Here is a 15,917-nt window from a genome sequence, read left to right as displayed (position 1 = left end):
TTGATCACGGTTGGTCGTGACGGTGGTGTCTTTGCTGGTGGCAGGCGGTCGCGACTGCTTGGTGATGGCGTCGCCAGGCGGTCCAGTGCAGGACGTGCTCGCGGTCGCGGACGGGTGGCGGCAGCACGAGGGCTCGCAGGAGCCGGATGAGCTCGGGGCAGCTCAGCGGGACGAGCGCGGGCTCGTCCTCGGCGGCGTCGTGGACGGCGGTGGCCGTGAGGGCAAGGACGGCGGCGGCGATCAGGGAGAACAGTGACCAGCGCATCCAGGAGTTCCAGCAGGTCACCTGGCCCTGGTCGAGTCCGGTGAAGCCCTTGGCGAGTTGGAAGGTTTCCTCGATCCGCCACCTGCGACAGATCACTTCCACCAGCGTGCCGAGCGAGACGTCGCCGGGTGCCCAGCAGCGGAAGTAGGACACCTCGCCGGTGTAGCGGTGCCGCCGCGCGACCAGCACACTCGTCCCGGACTCCTTCTCGTTCCGGTTCTCGTCGGGAGCGTCGTCGGGGCGGACATCGAGCCAGGCCCAGTCGTACTCGCGGGCACCCTTGGTGCCGTGTCCGGTCTGCCGGCGCATCCACTGCCCGGGCCGTACCTTGTTGATCATTTTGCGGGCCTCCCACCGGCGTCCGGTCCCGTCGATGACCTGGTAGGTGGCGGCGATACCAACGGTGTAGCCGAGCCCCAGCGCCCGTATGCCCCGGCGTAGTTCGCGCCCGCAGTACACCTCGTCGCCCGCGAACCAGCGGGCCTTCAGGCCGGCGGCGAACGCGTCGGTGACCATGGCCAGCGCCTGCTGCGGCTTCGTCGCGAAGGTGATCTCCTGCGGCACTCCGGCGACCTCGCGGCGTTCCTCGTCCGCAGCCCAGTCCGCCGGGAGATACAGGGCCCGATTGATGATCACCTTCGTCGCCGCGGTAACCGCCGCCAGGTGCACCGCCACCTGGCACAGTCCGACACCGCCGATTGCACCGCAGTATTGCCGGCCGGCGCCCACGCAGTCCGTGGACGACTTCGCATCCCCCGTCTCGTCCGCCACCAACACCACGCTCTGGCCAGCGAGTTCATCGATCACGAGGCAGGCGATCTCCTGCCGGGCCCGCTCATGGTCGAACCGGGCGCGCGAGAGCAGGTGCTGCAGCCGGTGCGGGCCCGGATGTCCCAGAACCTGCGCGAGCGTCCAGCAGTTCCGCGTGTCCACCTCCAGCAACAGCCCCGCGACCAACTCCGCCGCCGTCGCCCGGGCTTCACGTCGCACAAAGCAGCCCGCGACCGCCCGCATCGCCCTCCCGAACGCCTCGCCCCACGCCCGCTCGGCTATCGTTGCCTCCACGGCCACCGCGTCTTGATACGTCGTCACAAACGTTCATGATCACGGTGGCCGTACTCATGCGCGCGCCCGCCCCGGCAACACGCTGACCAGCCCGGACGCTGGAACTACAGCTGCCGTGTCAGACGCTCACGCGTGAGGAAGCACTGAACTTCCTCGTCAGCCTGCACGGTGGTGACGCCCAGGCGCTCTACGAGCGGCACGAGGCGCAGCGTCCCAGTGCAACCCCCGCACAGGTCGTGACGGACGTGGAGACCGAGACGGTCTTCCAAGGGGGCGTGATCGAGATCGCCACGCACCACGCCGCCGGCGGCAACAACGCGTACGTCTACCAGTGGGACTTTCGTCCCGAGCCCGACGTGGCCAACCTGGGGGCCACCCACTGCGGGGAGCTCCCGTTCCTCTTCGGCACGTTCGACAGCTACCCGGACAGCCCCATGCTCGGCCGCATCGGGGCTCGGACCGAGGCGCTCTGGCGGTCCTTCGCGGGTGCACTGGCTTCATTCGTGACCACCGGCTTCCCCAATGGGGAGGGCCTGACCTCCTGGCAGCCGTACGCCGCTGGATCGAACTCCCAGGTCCTACACTTCGGAACAGTAAATTCCATTTCATCAGTCCCGTCCTCGGGGCCGTGGGGGGAGTGCCCGTGGCCGAGCCCGCGGTCCATCCAGTCGCAGTCAAGGCCCGTGGGGTGAGCGACAGGAACCTCGCCGCCCGCCACCGTCACCTTTGCAGGAGTCCCGCCGATGAAGACCGTCACCCACTGGATCGGTGGCAAGCCGTTCGGAGCCACGCGTCGATACGGCCCCACGAGTCCTCAACCGCGGGAATGCTCATGATCGGACCATACGCGCCGCCACTGACAACGGGCCCGGGCAAGGCGCAGACGGCGTTCCAACGGGGTGTGACGGCCCTCGCGCAGGGGTGAGAACGCCGCGCCGCATATGATCAGTTGGTGACTGCCTCCGTCGTACTTCAGGTGGCCGCGACGCCGGCCTCTCCCGCTCTCGTTCTTCGCCCCTGGTGCATGGAGGACGTTGCCGCTCTGGTCGAGGCGCACCGGGATCCCGGATTGCGCCGCTGGACGAGCCATGTCGTGGACAACGATGCTGACGGGGCACGGTGGGTGCAGGCCCAGCAGCGAAGCTGGACAGCGGAAGACCGGTTCAGCTTCGCCGTCCTTGAGGCACAATCCGGTCCAGTTCGCGCACAGTTGCTGGGCAACGTCGTCCTCAAAGAAGTCGCCTCCGGCAAACCGGCGGCCGAGGTGGGCTACTGGACCGCGACGCACGCTCGCGGGCGGGGAGTGGCCCCGCGCGCTCTGGAGGCTCTCACGAACTGGGCCTTCGACACCTTCGAAGCCGACGGGCTGGAGCGTCTCGAACTCCTGCACCAGGAGGACAACCTGGCGTCGTGCCGGGTTGCGCAGAAGAGCCGGTACGACTTCGACAGCGTCCTGCCCGCGGCGCCACCCTCCTTCCCTCGCGACGGTCACCTGCACATACGGCGCATGGATGCCTGAGGTCCCTGCGCCCTCTCCACACTGCCGGCCGCGGCGGTGACCTTCCTCGGCTGGTGAAAGCCGATCCGCACCACCAGCCGCAGTCCCTGCTCGTCAGCGGTGTGGCGCTGACTCCTCCGGTCCGGCCGATGCTCGCCGAAGCATCGCGGGAACTGCCCCCGAAGGAAGCACTGCCCGTGAGTTGGCGGGCCAGGAGGCCGTCCTCAACACGATGCTCAGCGGCGGTTGGCCATGCTGGTCGGCGATACCTGGCCGCTTCGGTCGGAACCAGGTCGGTGCGGCGAACCGTCAACGTCCGCAGATGGACGGCGCCCGCACCGTTTGATCCGGCTCGGCACCCTCGCGGTGGCGGGCGCGGCAACAGCCTGGCCGATGTGTGGGAGACGTTGCGGCGAGAGATCGAGGAGGCGCCCCAGCAGCGATGAGGCAGTCGCGCCCGCCAGGGTCTGGTAGTAGGTGACGCTCGCGGCGTCCTGGCCGGCGCTCGCGCGCTTGCCGAGCACGTTGTAGCCGGCCCAGGCCAGCCCGCCGAGCAGCAGCAGGAGTCCCCCGGCCAGCGCGAACTGCCGCCATCCTCGGCCCCGTTGCGTACGACGATGAAGGCGCCGATGCTCCAGGAGGACGGTCGGCGCACCAATCGGGACATGGTTCAGGAACTCGGTGTCGCCCCGTCCACGTGTCTGGAGCGAATCCGGTCGCTGCGCAGGAGCGGCATCCTGACGGGACTTCACGCTGAGGCGGACCTCGCGGCGGTCGGTCGCGGGCTGCAGGCGGTGATCGCCGTCCGGGACACCGACCATCTTCACGCAGTGGTCCCGGACAAGCTGACGAAGTGCCCAGAACTCGCCGTCGTACGGACGTCGGTGGTCTATGGGCACATGCGCAAGAAGGTCATCGGTCCGACATTACACCGGGGTGCGGACCAAACCGGCCGACCCTCCTTGCGCACATGGTGCTCATCAGCGGTCTCTCTCCCGCGTCTGGCCACCTGTCGCTGCGGCAGTCCTCGAAGCCCGAGGCCCCTCCAAGCGGGTGAGGTCCGGATCGTAGATTGTGCTCATGACCAAGGAGACGTCGCCTGAGCGATTAGCGCGGTCCACCAGACGGAGGCATGCCGCCCCGAAGAAGGCCAAAGGCGGGGACGGGCTGCTGCGTTCGTCTGCGCTGATGGCGGCGGGAACGGTGGTTTCGCGCGCCACCGGACTGATACGGCAGGTGCTGCAGGCCGCCGCGCTGGGCACCGGGCTGCTGGCCACCACCTACAACCAGGCCAACACGGTGCCGACCAGTTTGTACTTCCTGCTGATCGGCGGCGCGTTGAACTCCGTCCTGGTTCCCCAACTGGTCCGGGCCCGCGCAGACGACTCCGACGGCGGAGCCGCTTTTGAGCAACGCCTGGTCACCCTGGTGCTGTGCGTCCTCGGCGTGGGGACCGCGCTGGCCACGTGGGCCGCCCCTGAGATCATCAGTGTCTACCAGCACGACACACCCGCCACGCACGACGCGTTCGACCTGACCGTGGTCTTCGCCCGCTTCCTGCTCCCGCAGATCTTCTTCTACGGCGTGTTCAGCATCTTCGGCCAAGTCCTCAACGCCCGGAGCCGGTTCGGCGCGATGACGTGGACCCCGGTCCTCAACAACCTCGTCCTGATCACCATGTTCGGCCTCTACCTGGGCATGGTGACCGCCCCCGAACAGATCTCGGACATCACCGGCGCCCAAGTCAGGCTGCTCGGAATCGGAACCACACTCGCCCTGGCCCTCCAGGCACTCACCTTGATTCCCTACGCCCAGGCAGCCGGATTCCGGTTCCGACCGCGCTTCGACTGGCGAGGAACCGGCCTGCGCAAGAGCGTGAACGCAGCACGCTGGACCCTGCTGTTCGTGCTGGCCAACCTCGTGGCGAGCACGGTGGTCACCCGCCTGGCCTCCGCCGCCGACGCCGCCCTGCCCCACGACGGCGTCGGCTACACCGCCTACAGCTACGCCCAGCAGATCTGGATGCTGCCCCAGTCGATCGTCACCGTCTCCCTTGTGACAGCCCTGCTCCCGCGCATGAGCCGGGCAGTGACCGAGCACCGTGTCGATGACCTGCGCGCCGACCTGTCACGCGCGCTGCGGGTCAGCGGCGTCATCATCGTCCCGGCCGCCTTCTTCTTCGTCGCGTTCGGTCCGCAGCTGGCCCAACTACTGTTCGCCCACGGCGCCGCCGACGCCGAAGCCACCGTCCCCCTGGGCCACATGCTGCAAGCCCTCGGTCTGGGATTGGTCCCGTTCTCCGCCCAGTACCTCCTGCTGCGCGGCTTCTACGCTTTCGAAGACACCCGTACGCCGTTCCGGATGGCGCTGTGGATCAGCGGCATCAACATCGCTCTCGCCACGGCCTGCCACCTCCTGCTGTCCCCGCGATGGGCGGTCACGGGGATGGCCGCCGCCTACGCTCTGTCCTACGCGATCGGCCTGCTGCTTACGGCTTCGCGGCTGCGGCGGCGCACTGAGGGGCTGCTCGATGGCCGGCGGATCTGCCGCACCTACGCGAGACTGACCGCGGCCGCCACCGCTGCCGGAGGCGCCGGGTGGCTCATCGCCCGCTCCTGCAGCCAGAGTCTGACATCGGCTTCCTCGACGCCGGCGCTTTCACTGGCCGCGGGCGGCATCGCGATGGCCCTGCTGTTCCTGCTCTTTGCGCGGCTCATGCGCATCGGGGAACTGCGCAGCCTGCCGGGGCTGGGTTGAACCCGGCGCCGACAGACGTGACGTCGACAGGGCTCAGGGAGCGGTGCACACGCTCACCGTGAGCCCGCGGCATCCTCGGCCGCAGAGCTTGCCCGGGGACTTCGCTCCGGCCGGGACAGTGACTCGGAAGCACTGGCCTGCCCCGAACCGGAGCGCCTGTGAGAGCTTCCCCGCCTGCTCCTCAGAGAAAGCAGTTGTCCTTCATGTGGTTTCCGTGAACGATCCCGGTGTGACCAGGTTGTTTCTGATCGTCGGCCTGCCGGGGGCCGGAAAGACCACGAGGGCTCGGCAGCTGGCGAAGGAGCACAGCGCGCTGCGGCTGACGCCGGACGAGTGGATGATTCCGCTGTTCGGCGAGCCGGAGTCGGACGGGAAACGCGATGTCCTGGAAGGGCGGATGCTCTCGCTTGCTCTGGAAGCACTGAGACTCGGAACCAACGTCGTCCTGGATTTCGGATGCTGGTCTCGTGACGAGAGGTCCGCGATCCGCTGGTTGGTGGAGGCTGTGGGCGCGTCCTGTCACCTCGTGTACATGCCGGTGGACCAGGAGACCCAACGCGCTCGGATCGCCCATCGCCAGTCGACCGCTCCGGATCGGACCTTCCCGATGAGCGAGGCGGACCTCTTGCACTGGAGGACGCTGTTCGAGGAGCCCAATGCCATCGAGCTCGATGGGCAGGATATCGGCGGTGCGCCTCCAGGGTGGCCGGGCTGGCTCGAGTGGGCCGCCGATCGGTGGCCGTCTTTCATGTGACTGTCCGGCCCGACCCTGGTGCGGCCCGTCCGGGAGCGTGGTCGACCGGCTACTCGCATGCTGAAATCGCCGAGCCCCCGTGCGGGCGTCCGGCACTCGGTGGGTCGACGGGCGAGCCGGCCACCAGTCGACGATGGCGCGCCCTGATCACCGCCAAGGTGGAGGGACGGGTCAACAGGCCCGGGATACGAGCGCCTTGTACTCCAGGTCGGACAGGTCTGTGGCCTGCACGAAGACCTGGACACCATCGAGCAGGTTCCGCAGTGTGCTGTAGCCGGAGGAGTGCGCGATCCTCTCCTCGGCCCCCGCCCCCGTCCCCGCCGGGCACCAGGAGATCAGCACGATCTTTTCCTGACGGGTCCCGTCCGCTGTTGCGAAGAGCAGGTCGTGGACAACGTACCGGGACTCGACGGCCGGCAGGGCCTTCAGCAGTTCGTCATGTGTCAGGTTCCCCTTGGAGTCGGGGATGACGGTCTCCAGGTTGTCGCTGAGCCGGTAGATCACTGTGTTGATGTCCCGCCTGCTCTTCAGCTCCTGGAAGGCGCTGATACAGCTGTCGTCCACTGGGAAACCACCGCTCACGACGAGTCCTTCTGATCATTGGGAGAGCAGGCCAAGCGGCTCAACGAACCGGCTCCCCGGGAGGTTCTGGGCCGCGTGCTCTGAGCACCTGTTCTGGCTGACCAGGGCGTGCCGGCGGGCGGTGATCCAGACGCCCGGCGTCAGCCGCTGCTTCGGCCGTACGTCCCTGGGCCGCCCGGCGCATGCCGCGCCGGGCGGCAACCGACCGAGGACCCGGCCCTCGGTCTCAACCCTTGCCGAAGTGCGCCGCGGGGAAGGCACCCGCCGCCCTGAGGGTTCTCGTGAAGCCGCCCGCCAGCTCGGTGAGGCGCGCGGTGGCGGCAGTGCCGAGGTGGGAGTACGGGGCGGCGTCAAGGCGGTCGGTGAGCGCCTCGGCCTCACCGCGCAGGACCCCGCCCGCCTCCGTGAGGTCCCCCGCCTCGTCCAGCAGGCCGCGCTCGCGCAACCGGTCCCGGGCGGCGGCCCACTGCTGCGCGGACCACCCGCGGGTCCGCATGAACAACGCCGACGTCGGCGCCGTGCCGGTGGCGTTGTGCAGGACGAGGGCCTCGATCCCGGACAGGCCGGCCACCGCCAGGGCGGCGAGGTGTCCGTCACCCCGGTGCTCGCGCAGCAGCGTCGCGGCGTGCCACAAGGCCAGGTGCGGTTCCTCGGGCACAGGGAGGCCGGCGTTGGCGGCGTACAGCGGCCTCGCCTCGCGGCGGCATGCCTCGGTGGCGCGCAGCGCGAGCTCGGCCGCCTCGGCCATCTCCTTCGACGTGAGGGCCTCCTCCCCGAGCAGTCGCCGCAGCGTCCCGTCCGCGCCGCGCAGCCGGGCCGCGAGCACCGCCTCCGGCGTGGTGACGGCCCACGCGGCGGGGATGTACCGGGTCACGTGCTCGTGGTTGAAGTTGTAGAACGTCGCTGTGACGGTGCCCGCGCCGACCGCCCCGAGCGGGGCCGCGCGGCCCGCGAAGTAGGCCATGGCGCCGCGCTCCAGCCCGAGCGCCGCGAGTTCGTCCTGCTGCTCCGGCGCGAAGTACACGGATGAGTGCACGGGATTGACGACGTTGTGGCAGCGGCGGCCCGCGCTCGCCACGAACGCCCTCACTCGCCGGCCCACGGCACGAGGACGGCGCGGGCGAGCGTGTGCTGGAGGATGAAGAAGCTGAGGGCGGCCGGGGTCGAGTCCGGGGTTATCCCAAGGGCCGTCACGGACGGTACGTCGAGTGCGCTGACGGCGATGTAGTAGCGGTGCTTGCCGGTTCCCGGCGGCGGTGCGGCTCCGACGTAGGCGGTGGCGCGAACATCGTTCGAGACGTGGAAAGCGCCGTCCGGCAGGCCGCCGTTGCCGGGGGTGCCGGCGCCGGCGTCGAGGGACGTCACGTCGGCGGCGATGTCGGCCACCGCCCAGTGCCAGAAACCGGACGGGGTCGGGGCGTCCGGGTCGTACATCGTGACGACGAAGCTGCGGGTGGCGGCCGGGAAGCCGCCCCACGACAGCTGCGGGGAGCGGTCCTCGGCCCCGGCGGCGCCGCTCATGGCGGCGAAGTGCGCCGCCGGCAACGGTGCCCCGTCGGTGACGTCCGCGCTCGTGACGGCGAACTCGGGAACGGCGGGCATGGTGTCGTACGGACTGGTCATCGGGTCTCCCATCGAGCCAGACGCTTCCTGACTTTCAACAATGAACCACACTTTTAAAAGTCACGCCAGCTGTCAAATGTTGTAGGATCCGTCTCGTGGCAAGAGGAGCCGGGCAGCAGACCCGCAGCGAGGCGGTGCAAGACCGCATTCGGGCCGACATCCTGGGCGGCCGGCTCCGGCCCGGCCAGCGATTGAAGTTCCCCGAGCTCAGCGAGCGATACGGCGTGAGCACCGGCGCCGTACGCGAAGCTCTGCTCAAACTGGTCGCCAAGCACCTGGTCAGCTCCGAGGCGCATCACGGTTTCCAGGTCACCGACGTGACCGCTCGCGGGCTGGCCGACCTGACCGACACCCGCATCGAGATCGAGTCCCTCGCCCTGAGCCGCGCCATCAGCGAGGGCGGCCTCGCATGGCAGGCCCAAGTGCTGGCCGCCCACCACACTTTCGAGCAGACCCCACGCGGCGACGGGGACCAGCCCGGCGAGGACTGGCTGATCGCCCACGCCGACTTCCACACCGCGCTCCTGGCCGGCTGCGCCAATCCCCGGCTACGCGACCTGGCCGCTTCCTTGAGGGAAGAGGCCGAACTGTACCGGCGGTGGAGCCGGCCCACACCGGCAGACGCGCACCACTGGACCGACCAGGCGGTCCACAAAGAACACCGCGACCTGCTCGACGCGGTCATGGCCCGCGACAGTGAGCGGGCCGACGCCATCCTGCGCCGCCTGATCGGCTCCACGTCAGGCATGGTCCTGGACACCGAGCCGCACGCGTGAAGCCCGGCTGAGGATCGTGACGAGGTGGAGTGCGCCCTGATGGGCGATCCACTTTCCCGAACTCCAGCAGCGTGCCGATGAGCAGCCGAACCGCGGGCCGCGGCAACATTAACGTCCGTGACCTGCGAGGTACTCGCCTGGAACGATCTGGCGGCGGCCCTGATGGGGACTTCTCCGACGCAGCGGCTGCGCGCCACCGTCAACCGCGACGTCCTCGACATCGCCGACCGCGACCAGCAGGTCGTGATCTGCGCCGCGGTCCCAGGCTCGCCCTCCGAAGAGGCGCTACGGCTGCTGTCGGTCGTCGGCGCACAGTGCATGGACGTCAACCATTGAGGCGGTTCTGACCGGCGTCACTCCGTGAGCGCCGAGTCTTTCGGGGTTCCCGGCCTGATCGATCCGACCTCCTGACGCACGCGTCACCGGGGTCGCCCGGTATCGCCCTGTGCAATGTGGCTAGTCCTCGATCACCAGCCCCTTCGCCGCGAGAAGCGGCGCGAGATTGCAGATGTCGACGACCGTCCTGCCCGCCCGATACGCGGCGATGTACCCCGCCTCGACGTCGACCCGCTCCTGTGAGGCGGCGACCGCCTCGGCGGCGTCCTCGCGGCGGACGACGACCACACCGTCGGCGTCGGCCCGCATCACATCGCCGGGGCGGACGAGCACTCCGCCGACCGTGACCGGTTCGCACATCGGTCCGACGGTCTCCTTGACCGTGCCCTTGATGGACACACTGCGGGAGAAGACCGGGAATCCCAGGGCGCGCAGGTCCTCGGTGTCCCGGACACCCGTGTCGGTGATCAGGCCGCCGAGGCCCTTCGCCTGGCAGGCGTTGGCGAGCACGTCTCCGAAGGAGCCCGCCTCCTCGTAGGCGCCGGCGGACACGACCACGACGTCCCCCGGGCGGGCGTAGGCGATGGCGGTCTGCAGCATCAGGTTGTCGCGCGGTGCGCACTGGACGGTGAAGGCGGGGCCGCACAGGGACATGCTGTGGTCGACCGGCTTGATGGCCGAGTCCAGCGCCCCGAGTCGGCCCTGTGCCTCGTGGATGGTCGCCGAGGAGAAGGCGCTCAGTTGCTTGACCACGGCGGGCTCCGGCCGCTCGAACTTGGTGCTGACGCGGATCATGATGACCTTTCGAATGAATCAGGCGGAGGGCTCGGTCTGGGCGGGGGTCAGTACTGCGCAGGCCACAGCGATGCGTTCGCACGCCTCGGTGAGGACATCCGTCGACGTGGCGAACGAGATACGGAAGTAGCCGGGTGCGCCGTACGCGGTCCCGTGGATCACCGCCACCTGCCGGCTGTCGAGGAGGTAGCGGGCGAAGTCCTCGTCGTTCTCGATCCGGGTTCCGTCCGGTGTGAACTGGCCAATGGTTTCCTGGCAGTTGACGAGGAGGTAGAAGCCGCCGTCCGGGACGGTGCAACTGAGCCGAGGAACGTCGTTGATGAGCTTCACGGTCTCGTCGCGGCGGGCGCGGTAGACGCGCACGGTGTCCTTGACGAAGGCCTGCGGTCCCGTGAGCGCGGCGGCAGCGGCGGCCTGGCTCACGGAGGAGGGACAGGAAGAGGTCTGGGACTGGAGCGTGTTGATCGCGGTCACCAGGTCCGCCGGGCCGACCCCGTACCCGATGCGCCAGCCGGTCATCGCGTACGTCTTGGAGACGCCGTTGGTGAGGAACACCCGGTGGGCCAGGCGGGGTTCGACGGCCGCGAGGGACGGGGCGTCCTCGTCGCCGTACCAGATCTCGTCGTAGATCTCGTCGGTGAGGACGCGGACGTCGGGGTGTTCCAGCAACACCTCCACCAGCGCGCGCAGTTCGACGGTGGTGTAGGCGGATCCGGTCGGGTTTCCGGGGGTGTTGAGGACGACCCAGCGCGTGCGCTCGGTGATCGCCGCCGCGAGCCGCTCCGGGGTCAGCTTGAAGCCTTCCGCCTCCGGGCAGTCGACGATGATCGGCGTGCCGTCGTTGGCGCGGACCATGTCGGGGTACGACACCCAGTACGGGGCGGGGACGATGACCTCGTCGCCCTCGTCCAGGGTGGCCATCAGGGCGAGGAAGATGACCTGTTTGGCGCCACCGCCGACGGTGATCCGCTCGTCGGTGAACTCCAGGCCGTGGCGCTCGCGGAGTTTCCCCGTGATCGCGGCGCGCAGGGCCGGAGTGCCGTTCACCGGGGTGTACTTGGTCTCGCCCGCCTCGATCGCCCGGATCGCGGCGGCCTTGACGTGGTCGGGGGTGTCGAAGTCGGGCTCGCCCACGGTCAGGTCGAGGATGGTGAGCCCCTGGCTCTTGAGTTCGCGCACGCGCTGCGCCGCCGCCGTGCTGGGCGAGGGCTTGATACGCCGTACGCGCTGTGCGGTGTTCATGCGCTCTCCGTTGTTCACGCGCTCTGTCGTGTTCATGTGATCAGCCCTCCCTGCGCTCGAAGTTGAGGCCGCCGGGCACCTGGAAGGTGGGCAGGATCTCGATGTGGCCGATGTTGACGTGCCGGGGCGAGTCGACGGCGAACTCGATGGCGTCGGCGATGTCCTCGGGCTTGAGGGACTCGTAGCCGTCGTAGTACTCGCGCTGGGCGGCCTCCATGTCGCCGAGCAGGCGGCCGAAGATCTCCGTCTCCACGCGGCCCGGGCAGATCTCGCTGACGCGCACGCGGCGGCCGTAGCCGTCGACGCGCAGTTGGCGGGAGAGGGTGTGCACGGCGGCCTTGGTGGCGTGGTAGATCGTGTTGCCGCCGAAGTTGTAGACGCCGGCGATCGAGCTGATGTTGACGATGTGGCCAAGGTCGCGCTCGACCATGCCGGGCATGAGCAGGCGGACCAGGTGCAGGACGGCCTGGATGTTGACGGCGATCTGCTCGTCGACGGCGAACTCGTCGGCGGTCAGGATGTTGCCGGTGCGTGAGACGCCCGCGTTGTTGACGAGGACGTCGATCTCCAGGCCGTCGAGGACGGTGGTGAGGGCCTCGGTGTCGGTGATGTCGACTGCGTGGGGGATGCAGCCGGTGGCGTCGGCGAGGGCGTCGAGCCGTTCGGCGTTGCGGGCCACGGCGTGGACTTCGAGGCCGCGCTTGGCGAGTCGCTCGACGACCACGGCTCCGATGCCGGTCGACGCTCCGGTGACGAGGGCCGTCCTGTAGTCGGAGATGGGCATGCTGATGTGCTCCTTGATGTGCTCGGTGGTGGGGGGCGCGCGGGTGCCGATGTCCGTGTCCGTCAGGCGTCGCGCAGTGGGAGGTGGGCCCTGTCCTGCACACGGGACACGGCGATGAGCGTGCCGAGGGCGGTGACGACGGCGTAGAAGGCCGGCATGTTGACGTTGCCCGTGCGGTCGATGAGGTAGGTCATCAGCAGGGGGGCCGTGCCGCCGAAGAGTGCGGAGGAGACGTTGTAGCCCAGGCCGTAGGCGGAGTAGCGCACACGGGTCGGGAAGAGTTCGACGAGCAGGATGTGGATGACGCCCGTGTGGCCGGCGAACACGACCGCCATGATGCAGGCGCCGATGACGGCGAGGGCGACGTTGCCGGTGCCGATCAGGAGGTAACAGGGGATGCCGACGACGGCCATGGCGATGGCGGCTCCGGCGAGGACCTTCTTGCGCCCGATGCGGTCGGAGAGACGGCCCATGTAGGGGATGGCGATACAGATCGCGACCAGGCTGGAGGCGGTGACGAGGAGGCCCTGGACCTTGCCGAAGTCCAGCTCGCTGCTCATGAAGGTGGGCATGTAGCTGAACAGGACGTAGTAGCCGGAGCCGTTCATCAGAGGGATGAACAGGGCCAGCAGCATGGCGCGCCGGTGCTCGGCGGAGCTGAACGCCTCCTTGAGGGGGTTCTTGGACAGGCCGTCTTCTTCCTTCAGGCGCGTGAAGTTGGGCGTGTCGCTGATGCGCTTGCGGATGTAGATGCCGGCGATGCCGAGCGGGACGGCGAGCAGGAACGGGATGCGCCAGCCCCAGGACTCCATGCGGGCGGATCCGAGGCCGCTGGTCATGGCGGCGGCGACGAGCGTGCCGGTGAGCAGAGCGAGGAAGGACGCGATCTGCGCGTAGCTGGTGTAGAGGCCGCGCTTGCCCTCCGGGGCGTGCTCGGCGAGGAAGCTCATGGCGCCGGACGCCTCACCGCCGACGGAGAAGCCCTGCGCGACGCGCAGCAGGATCAGCAGGGCGGGCGCCGCGACACCGATGCTCGCGTGGGTGGGCAGCACGCCGATGGCCGCGGTGGCGGCGCTGATCAGCAGGATGACGAAGACCAGCATCCGCCGGCGTCCGATGCGGTCGCCGAGGTGGCCGCAGATGACGGCGCCGAGGGGGCGGAAGAAGAAGGAGACGGCGTAACCGAGGAAGACGAGCTGCACGGCGTTGTCGGAGCCGGGGAAGAAGACGGCGGCGAGCGATCCGGCCATGAAGCCGAAGATGCCGTTGTCGTAGAGCTCGGCGAAGATCCCGACGCATCCCGCGAGGGTGACCTTGCGGGCTGTTCTGGGATCGACGGTGTTGGGGACTGGCTGAGCGGCCACGGTACTCATGGCGTCTCCTGTCTGAGCAGCAGGCGTGGGATGAGGGGCGTTACGGCTCCGTGCGGGCGGGCTTGGTGCGAGCGGTTTCGTGCGGGCGGGCTTGGTGCGAGCGGTTTCGTGCGGGTGAGCTTCGTGCGAGCGGTTTCGTGCAGGCGGGATTCGTGCGAGCGGGATCGTGCAGGCGGGATTCGTGCGAGCGGGATCGTGCAGGCGGGATTCGTGCGAGCGGGATCGTGCAGGCGGGATTCGTGCGAGCGGGATCGTGCGGGTGAGCTTGGTGCGAGCGGGCTTGGTGCGAGCGGGACTCGTGCAGGCGGGCTTCGTGCGAGCGGGATTCGTGCGGGTGAGCAGAGGGGGCTGCTGAGCGGGTGCCGTGCGGGGAGTCAGCTGTCGGCGGGGGCGCGGATGCGCAGGGCCCCGAAGGCCGTACGGACCCTGGTTCTCAGGGCGTCGACGGCGTTGCGTTGCGAGCGGTGGGCGGTGACCGCCTGGTCGAGGGTGCGGTGGCGGAAGCGGATGGTCTGGCCGGGGCGTACCTGCCCCAGGGCGGACAGACCGGTGGCGGTGACGACGGCGAGGACGGGGTAGCCGGCCGTGACACCGCGGCCCCGGTGCAGTACGAGGAGTTCGTCCCCTGCCGGTACTTCGACGGCGCCGATGGGGACACCGCGGGAGAGCATCTCGCCCTCGGTCATTCGGCGGGGCACCTCTCCCTGCAGCCGCAGGCCGATGTGGTTGCTCCGCGGGGTGACGGTGAAGGGGGCGTCGAACAGGCGGCTTCCCGTGTCTGCGAACTCGGCCCGATCGGGGCCGTCGGTGACGTCGATGGTCCAGGTGGTGGGGAACGGGGGGACGGGTGCGTGCAGGCGGAACAGCGGGATCCGCGAAAAGGGGTGGTCGATGGGCGGGCAGGCCGTGCGGAGGACGAGTTCGTCGCCGTTGCGCAGGGTGGGGCCGAATCCCAGGATGGTGTCGGGGGCGCAACTGCCCTGAAGACAGTCCGCTTCGAACGAGCCGAGTACGGCCAGGTAGACGCGCAGCCCCTGCCGGATACCGGTGATCCGGACGATCTCGCCGGCGCGCACAGGGACCGGTTCCCACTGCGGGCGGACCGTTCCGTCGACGGTCACGTCGGCGGGGGCGCCGGTCACGGCGAGGAGGATGTCGCCGGAGGGGACGCACGCGAAGTCGAGAGCGGTGATCTCCAGCAGCGGGGCGCGCTCGTCGTTGCCGCACAGGACGTTGGCGACGCGCGCCGAGTGCTGGTCGGCGGCTCCGTTCGCCGGCAGACCGTAGCGGGAACGGCCGATTCGGCCCAGATCCTGCACGGTGACGATGCCCGCGGTGCGGATCGTGAGGGTGTCAGCCATGGCAGTCCGCCAGAGTCATGTCGGCGTACTCGTCCCACTGTCGGGGTGTGATGGGGAGGAATCGGAAGGTGTCGCCGGGCTGGTAGGCGGTGATCGGGTCGCGGTGCAGGTCGAGGACGCGCACGGGAGTGCGACCGAGGAGCGGCCAGCCACCGGGCGAGGGCATCGGACAGATGACCGCCTGCCGGCTGGCGACGGCGACCGAGCCGGGATCGACACGGGTGCGGGGCGACGGCAGCCGCGGCACCGGCCCCGGGAAGGGCGGCCCGTCCATCATCGGCGCCCCAGCGGGCGCGCCGAGGCAGCGTACGGTGAGATCGGACCCGGAGTGGAGGGCGACGACCTCGCCTTCCACCAGGCCGAGTTGGGCGGCCACCTCGGGCAGATCGGGCCCGTACTCGCCGCCGTAGACGACGGGTACGACGAAGCGGCGCGGAGGTGTCGTCAGCGCGGGGTGCGGTCCGAGGCGGGCGGCCTCGTGCGCCAGGACGCGCCTGACGGAGTCGTGGTCGGTGGCGGCGCAGTCGAACTCCACGAGCAGGGCGTCATAGGTGGGCACCACGTCGTGGACACCGGTGAGTCGGACGGTGTCCAGGGCATCGGCCAGGGCGTGGACGAGCCGCCAGGCGGCTTCGGCGTCCAGGCCCACGGCCTTGGCGACCAGGGCGGAGTCGCCGCAGTCCGTGATCGTGACGTTGCCGTTCAT

Annotated in this window: 16 protein-coding genes and 1 pseudogene; 7 read left to right on the top strand and 10 right to left on the bottom strand. The window is 69.4% G+C overall.

Annotated features, from left to right (window positions below):
* Positions 1 to 4: 4 nt before the first annotated feature.
* Complete coding sequence (locus ACFVWD_RS13260) at positions 5 to 1,357, bottom strand: IS701 family transposase (RefSeq protein WP_389595839.1); 1,353 nt, start codon at positions 1,355 to 1,357, stop codon at positions 5 to 7.
* A 71-nt stretch (positions 1,358 to 1,428) separates the two neighbouring features.
* Between ACFVWD_RS13260 and ACFVWD_RS13255 the strand changes: the two genes are divergently transcribed.
* The 5 genes from ACFVWD_RS13255 to ACFVWD_RS13235 all read left to right on the top strand — a co-directional run bounded on the left by ACFVWD_RS13255 (position 1,429) and on the right by ACFVWD_RS13235 (position 6,339).
* Positions 1,429 to 2,022: a carboxylesterase family protein gene (locus tag ACFVWD_RS13255; protein WP_389595914.1), complete on the top strand. Its 594-nt coding sequence runs from the start codon at positions 1,429 to 1,431 to the stop codon at positions 2,020 to 2,022.
* Positions 2,023 to 2,282: 260 nt separating this feature from the next.
* Entirely contained in the window at positions 2,283 to 2,849 is a 567-nt protein-coding gene (locus ACFVWD_RS13250) for a GNAT family N-acetyltransferase (RefSeq protein ID WP_389595837.1), read from the top strand.
* Between the two features lie 596 nt (positions 2,850 to 3,445).
* Complete coding sequence (locus ACFVWD_RS13245) at positions 3,446 to 3,931, top strand: Lrp/AsnC family transcriptional regulator (protein ID WP_389595912.1); 486 nt, start codon at positions 3,446 to 3,448, stop codon at positions 3,929 to 3,931.
* Positions 3,909 to 5,585 (top strand): murein biosynthesis integral membrane protein MurJ, encoded by a 1,677-nt coding sequence (murJ, locus tag ACFVWD_RS13240; protein ID WP_389595835.1) that lies wholly within the window; start codon positions 3,909 to 3,911, stop codon positions 5,583 to 5,585. Before ACFVWD_RS13245 ends, murJ begins: the two co-directional genes overlap by 23 nt.
* A gap of 229 nt (positions 5,586 to 5,814) precedes the next feature.
* Positions 5,815 to 6,339, top strand: a complete 525-nt coding sequence (locus tag ACFVWD_RS13235; RefSeq protein WP_389595910.1) for an AAA family ATPase — start codon at positions 5,815 to 5,817, stop codon at positions 6,337 to 6,339.
* Between the two features lie 171 nt (positions 6,340 to 6,510).
* On the opposite strand, the gene ACFVWD_RS13230 is transcribed toward ACFVWD_RS13235, so the two are convergent.
* The 3 genes from ACFVWD_RS13230 to ACFVWD_RS13220 all read right to left on the bottom strand — a co-directional run bounded on the left by ACFVWD_RS13230 (position 6,511) and on the right by ACFVWD_RS13220 (position 8,544).
* Positions 6,511 to 6,921 carry an actin-binding ADF family protein gene (locus ACFVWD_RS13230; protein ID WP_389595834.1) on the bottom strand — a complete coding sequence of 137 codons (411 nt, stop codon included), beginning with the start codon at positions 6,919 to 6,921 and terminating at the stop codon, positions 6,511 to 6,513.
* Positions 6,922 to 7,147: 226 nt separating this feature from the next.
* Complete coding sequence (locus ACFVWD_RS13225) at positions 7,148 to 7,999, bottom strand: hypothetical protein (protein ID WP_389595832.1); 852 nt, start codon at positions 7,997 to 7,999, stop codon at positions 7,148 to 7,150.
* An 8-nt stretch (positions 8,000 to 8,007) separates the two neighbouring features.
* Positions 8,008 to 8,544 (bottom strand): YbhB/YbcL family Raf kinase inhibitor-like protein, encoded by a 537-nt coding sequence (locus ACFVWD_RS13220; protein WP_389595830.1) that lies wholly within the window; start codon positions 8,542 to 8,544, stop codon positions 8,008 to 8,010.
* A 95-nt stretch (positions 8,545 to 8,639) separates the two neighbouring features.
* On the opposite strand from ACFVWD_RS13220, the gene ACFVWD_RS13215 reads away from it, so the two are divergent.
* Together ACFVWD_RS13215 and ACFVWD_RS13210 are read left to right on the top strand one after the other, a co-directional pair.
* Complete coding sequence (locus ACFVWD_RS13215) at positions 8,640 to 9,320, top strand: GntR family transcriptional regulator (RefSeq protein ID WP_389595828.1); 681 nt, start codon at positions 8,640 to 8,642, stop codon at positions 9,318 to 9,320.
* Between the two features lie 195 nt (positions 9,321 to 9,515).
* A pseudogene (locus tag ACFVWD_RS13210) lies at positions 9,516 to 9,656 on the top strand (transcriptional regulator); the annotation flags it as partial.
* Positions 9,657 to 9,776: 120 nt separating this feature from the next.
* On the opposite strand, the gene ACFVWD_RS13205 reads toward ACFVWD_RS13210, so the two are convergent.
* The 6 genes from ACFVWD_RS13205 to ACFVWD_RS13180 all read right to left on the bottom strand — a co-directional run bounded on the left by ACFVWD_RS13205 (position 9,777) and on the right by ACFVWD_RS13180 (position 15,917).
* Positions 9,777 to 10,451, bottom strand: a complete 675-nt coding sequence (locus ACFVWD_RS13205; protein WP_389595826.1) for a 4-carboxy-4-hydroxy-2-oxoadipate aldolase/oxaloacetate decarboxylase — start codon at positions 10,449 to 10,451, stop codon at positions 9,777 to 9,779.
* A gap of 18 nt (positions 10,452 to 10,469) precedes the next feature.
* Complete coding sequence (locus ACFVWD_RS13200; protein WP_389595825.1) at positions 10,470 to 11,729, bottom strand: aspartate transaminase; 1,260 nt, start codon at positions 11,727 to 11,729, stop codon at positions 10,470 to 10,472.
* A 4-nt stretch (positions 11,730 to 11,733) separates the two neighbouring features.
* Positions 11,734 to 12,477, bottom strand: coding sequence for an SDR family oxidoreductase (locus ACFVWD_RS13195; protein WP_389595824.1), 744 nt, complete (start codon positions 12,475 to 12,477; stop codon positions 11,734 to 11,736).
* A 62-nt stretch (positions 12,478 to 12,539) separates the two neighbouring features.
* Positions 12,540 to 13,850 carry an MFS transporter gene (locus tag ACFVWD_RS13190; RefSeq protein ID WP_389595822.1) on the bottom strand — a complete coding sequence of 437 codons (1,311 nt, stop codon included), beginning with the start codon at positions 13,848 to 13,850 and terminating at the stop codon, positions 12,540 to 12,542.
* A 374-nt stretch (positions 13,851 to 14,224) separates the two neighbouring features.
* Complete coding sequence (locus tag ACFVWD_RS13185) at positions 14,225 to 15,211, bottom strand: biotin-dependent carboxyltransferase family protein (RefSeq protein ID WP_389595820.1); 987 nt, start codon at positions 15,209 to 15,211, stop codon at positions 14,225 to 14,227.
* Entirely contained in the window at positions 15,204 to 15,917 is a 714-nt protein-coding gene (locus ACFVWD_RS13180) for an allophanate hydrolase subunit 1 (protein ID WP_389595818.1), read from the bottom strand. The genes ACFVWD_RS13185 and ACFVWD_RS13180 overlap by 8 nt, the downstream gene beginning before the upstream one ends.

It is taken from the genome of Streptomyces sp. NPDC058086 (genome assembly GCF_042885015.1).
Lineage (GTDB): Bacteria > Actinomycetota > Actinomycetes > Streptomycetales > Streptomycetaceae > Streptomyces.
The sequence above is the reverse complement of the archived record's forward strand: the minus strand, read 5'-3'. Positions and strand labels throughout refer to the sequence as shown.

Excerpts from the sequence above, each read along its gene's own strand:
- ACFVWD_RS13220 (WP_389595830.1), bottom strand. The coding sequence starts at position 8,544 with ATGACCAGTCCGTACGACACCATGCCCGCCGTTCCCGAGTTCGCCGTC.
- ACFVWD_RS13205 (WP_389595826.1), bottom strand. The coding sequence starts at position 10,451 with ATGATCCGCGTCAGCACCAAGTTCGAGCGGCCGGAGCCCGCCGTGGTC.
- ACFVWD_RS13185 (WP_389595820.1), bottom strand. The coding sequence starts at position 15,211 with ATGGCTGACACCCTCACGATCCGCACCGCGGGCATCGTCACCGTGCAG.
- ACFVWD_RS13195 (WP_389595824.1), bottom strand. The coding sequence starts at position 12,477 with ATGCCCATCTCCGACTACAGGACGGCCCTCGTCACCGGAGCGTCGACC.
- ACFVWD_RS13245 (WP_389595912.1), top strand. The coding sequence starts at position 3,446 with ATGAAGGCGCCGATGCTCCAGGAGGACGGTCGGCGCACCAATCGGGAC.
- ACFVWD_RS13180 (WP_389595818.1), bottom strand. The coding sequence starts at position 15,917 with ATGAACGGCAACGTCACGATCACGGACTGCGGCGACTCCGCCCTGGTC.
- ACFVWD_RS13200 (WP_389595825.1), bottom strand. The coding sequence starts at position 11,729 with ATGAACACGACAGAGCGCGTGAACAACGGAGAGCGCATGAACACCGCA.
- ACFVWD_RS13190 (WP_389595822.1), bottom strand. The coding sequence starts at position 13,850 with ATGAGTACCGTGGCCGCTCAGCCAGTCCCCAACACCGTCGATCCCAGA.
- murJ (WP_389595835.1), top strand. The coding sequence starts at position 3,909 with ATGACCAAGGAGACGTCGCCTGAGCGATTAGCGCGGTCCACCAGACGG.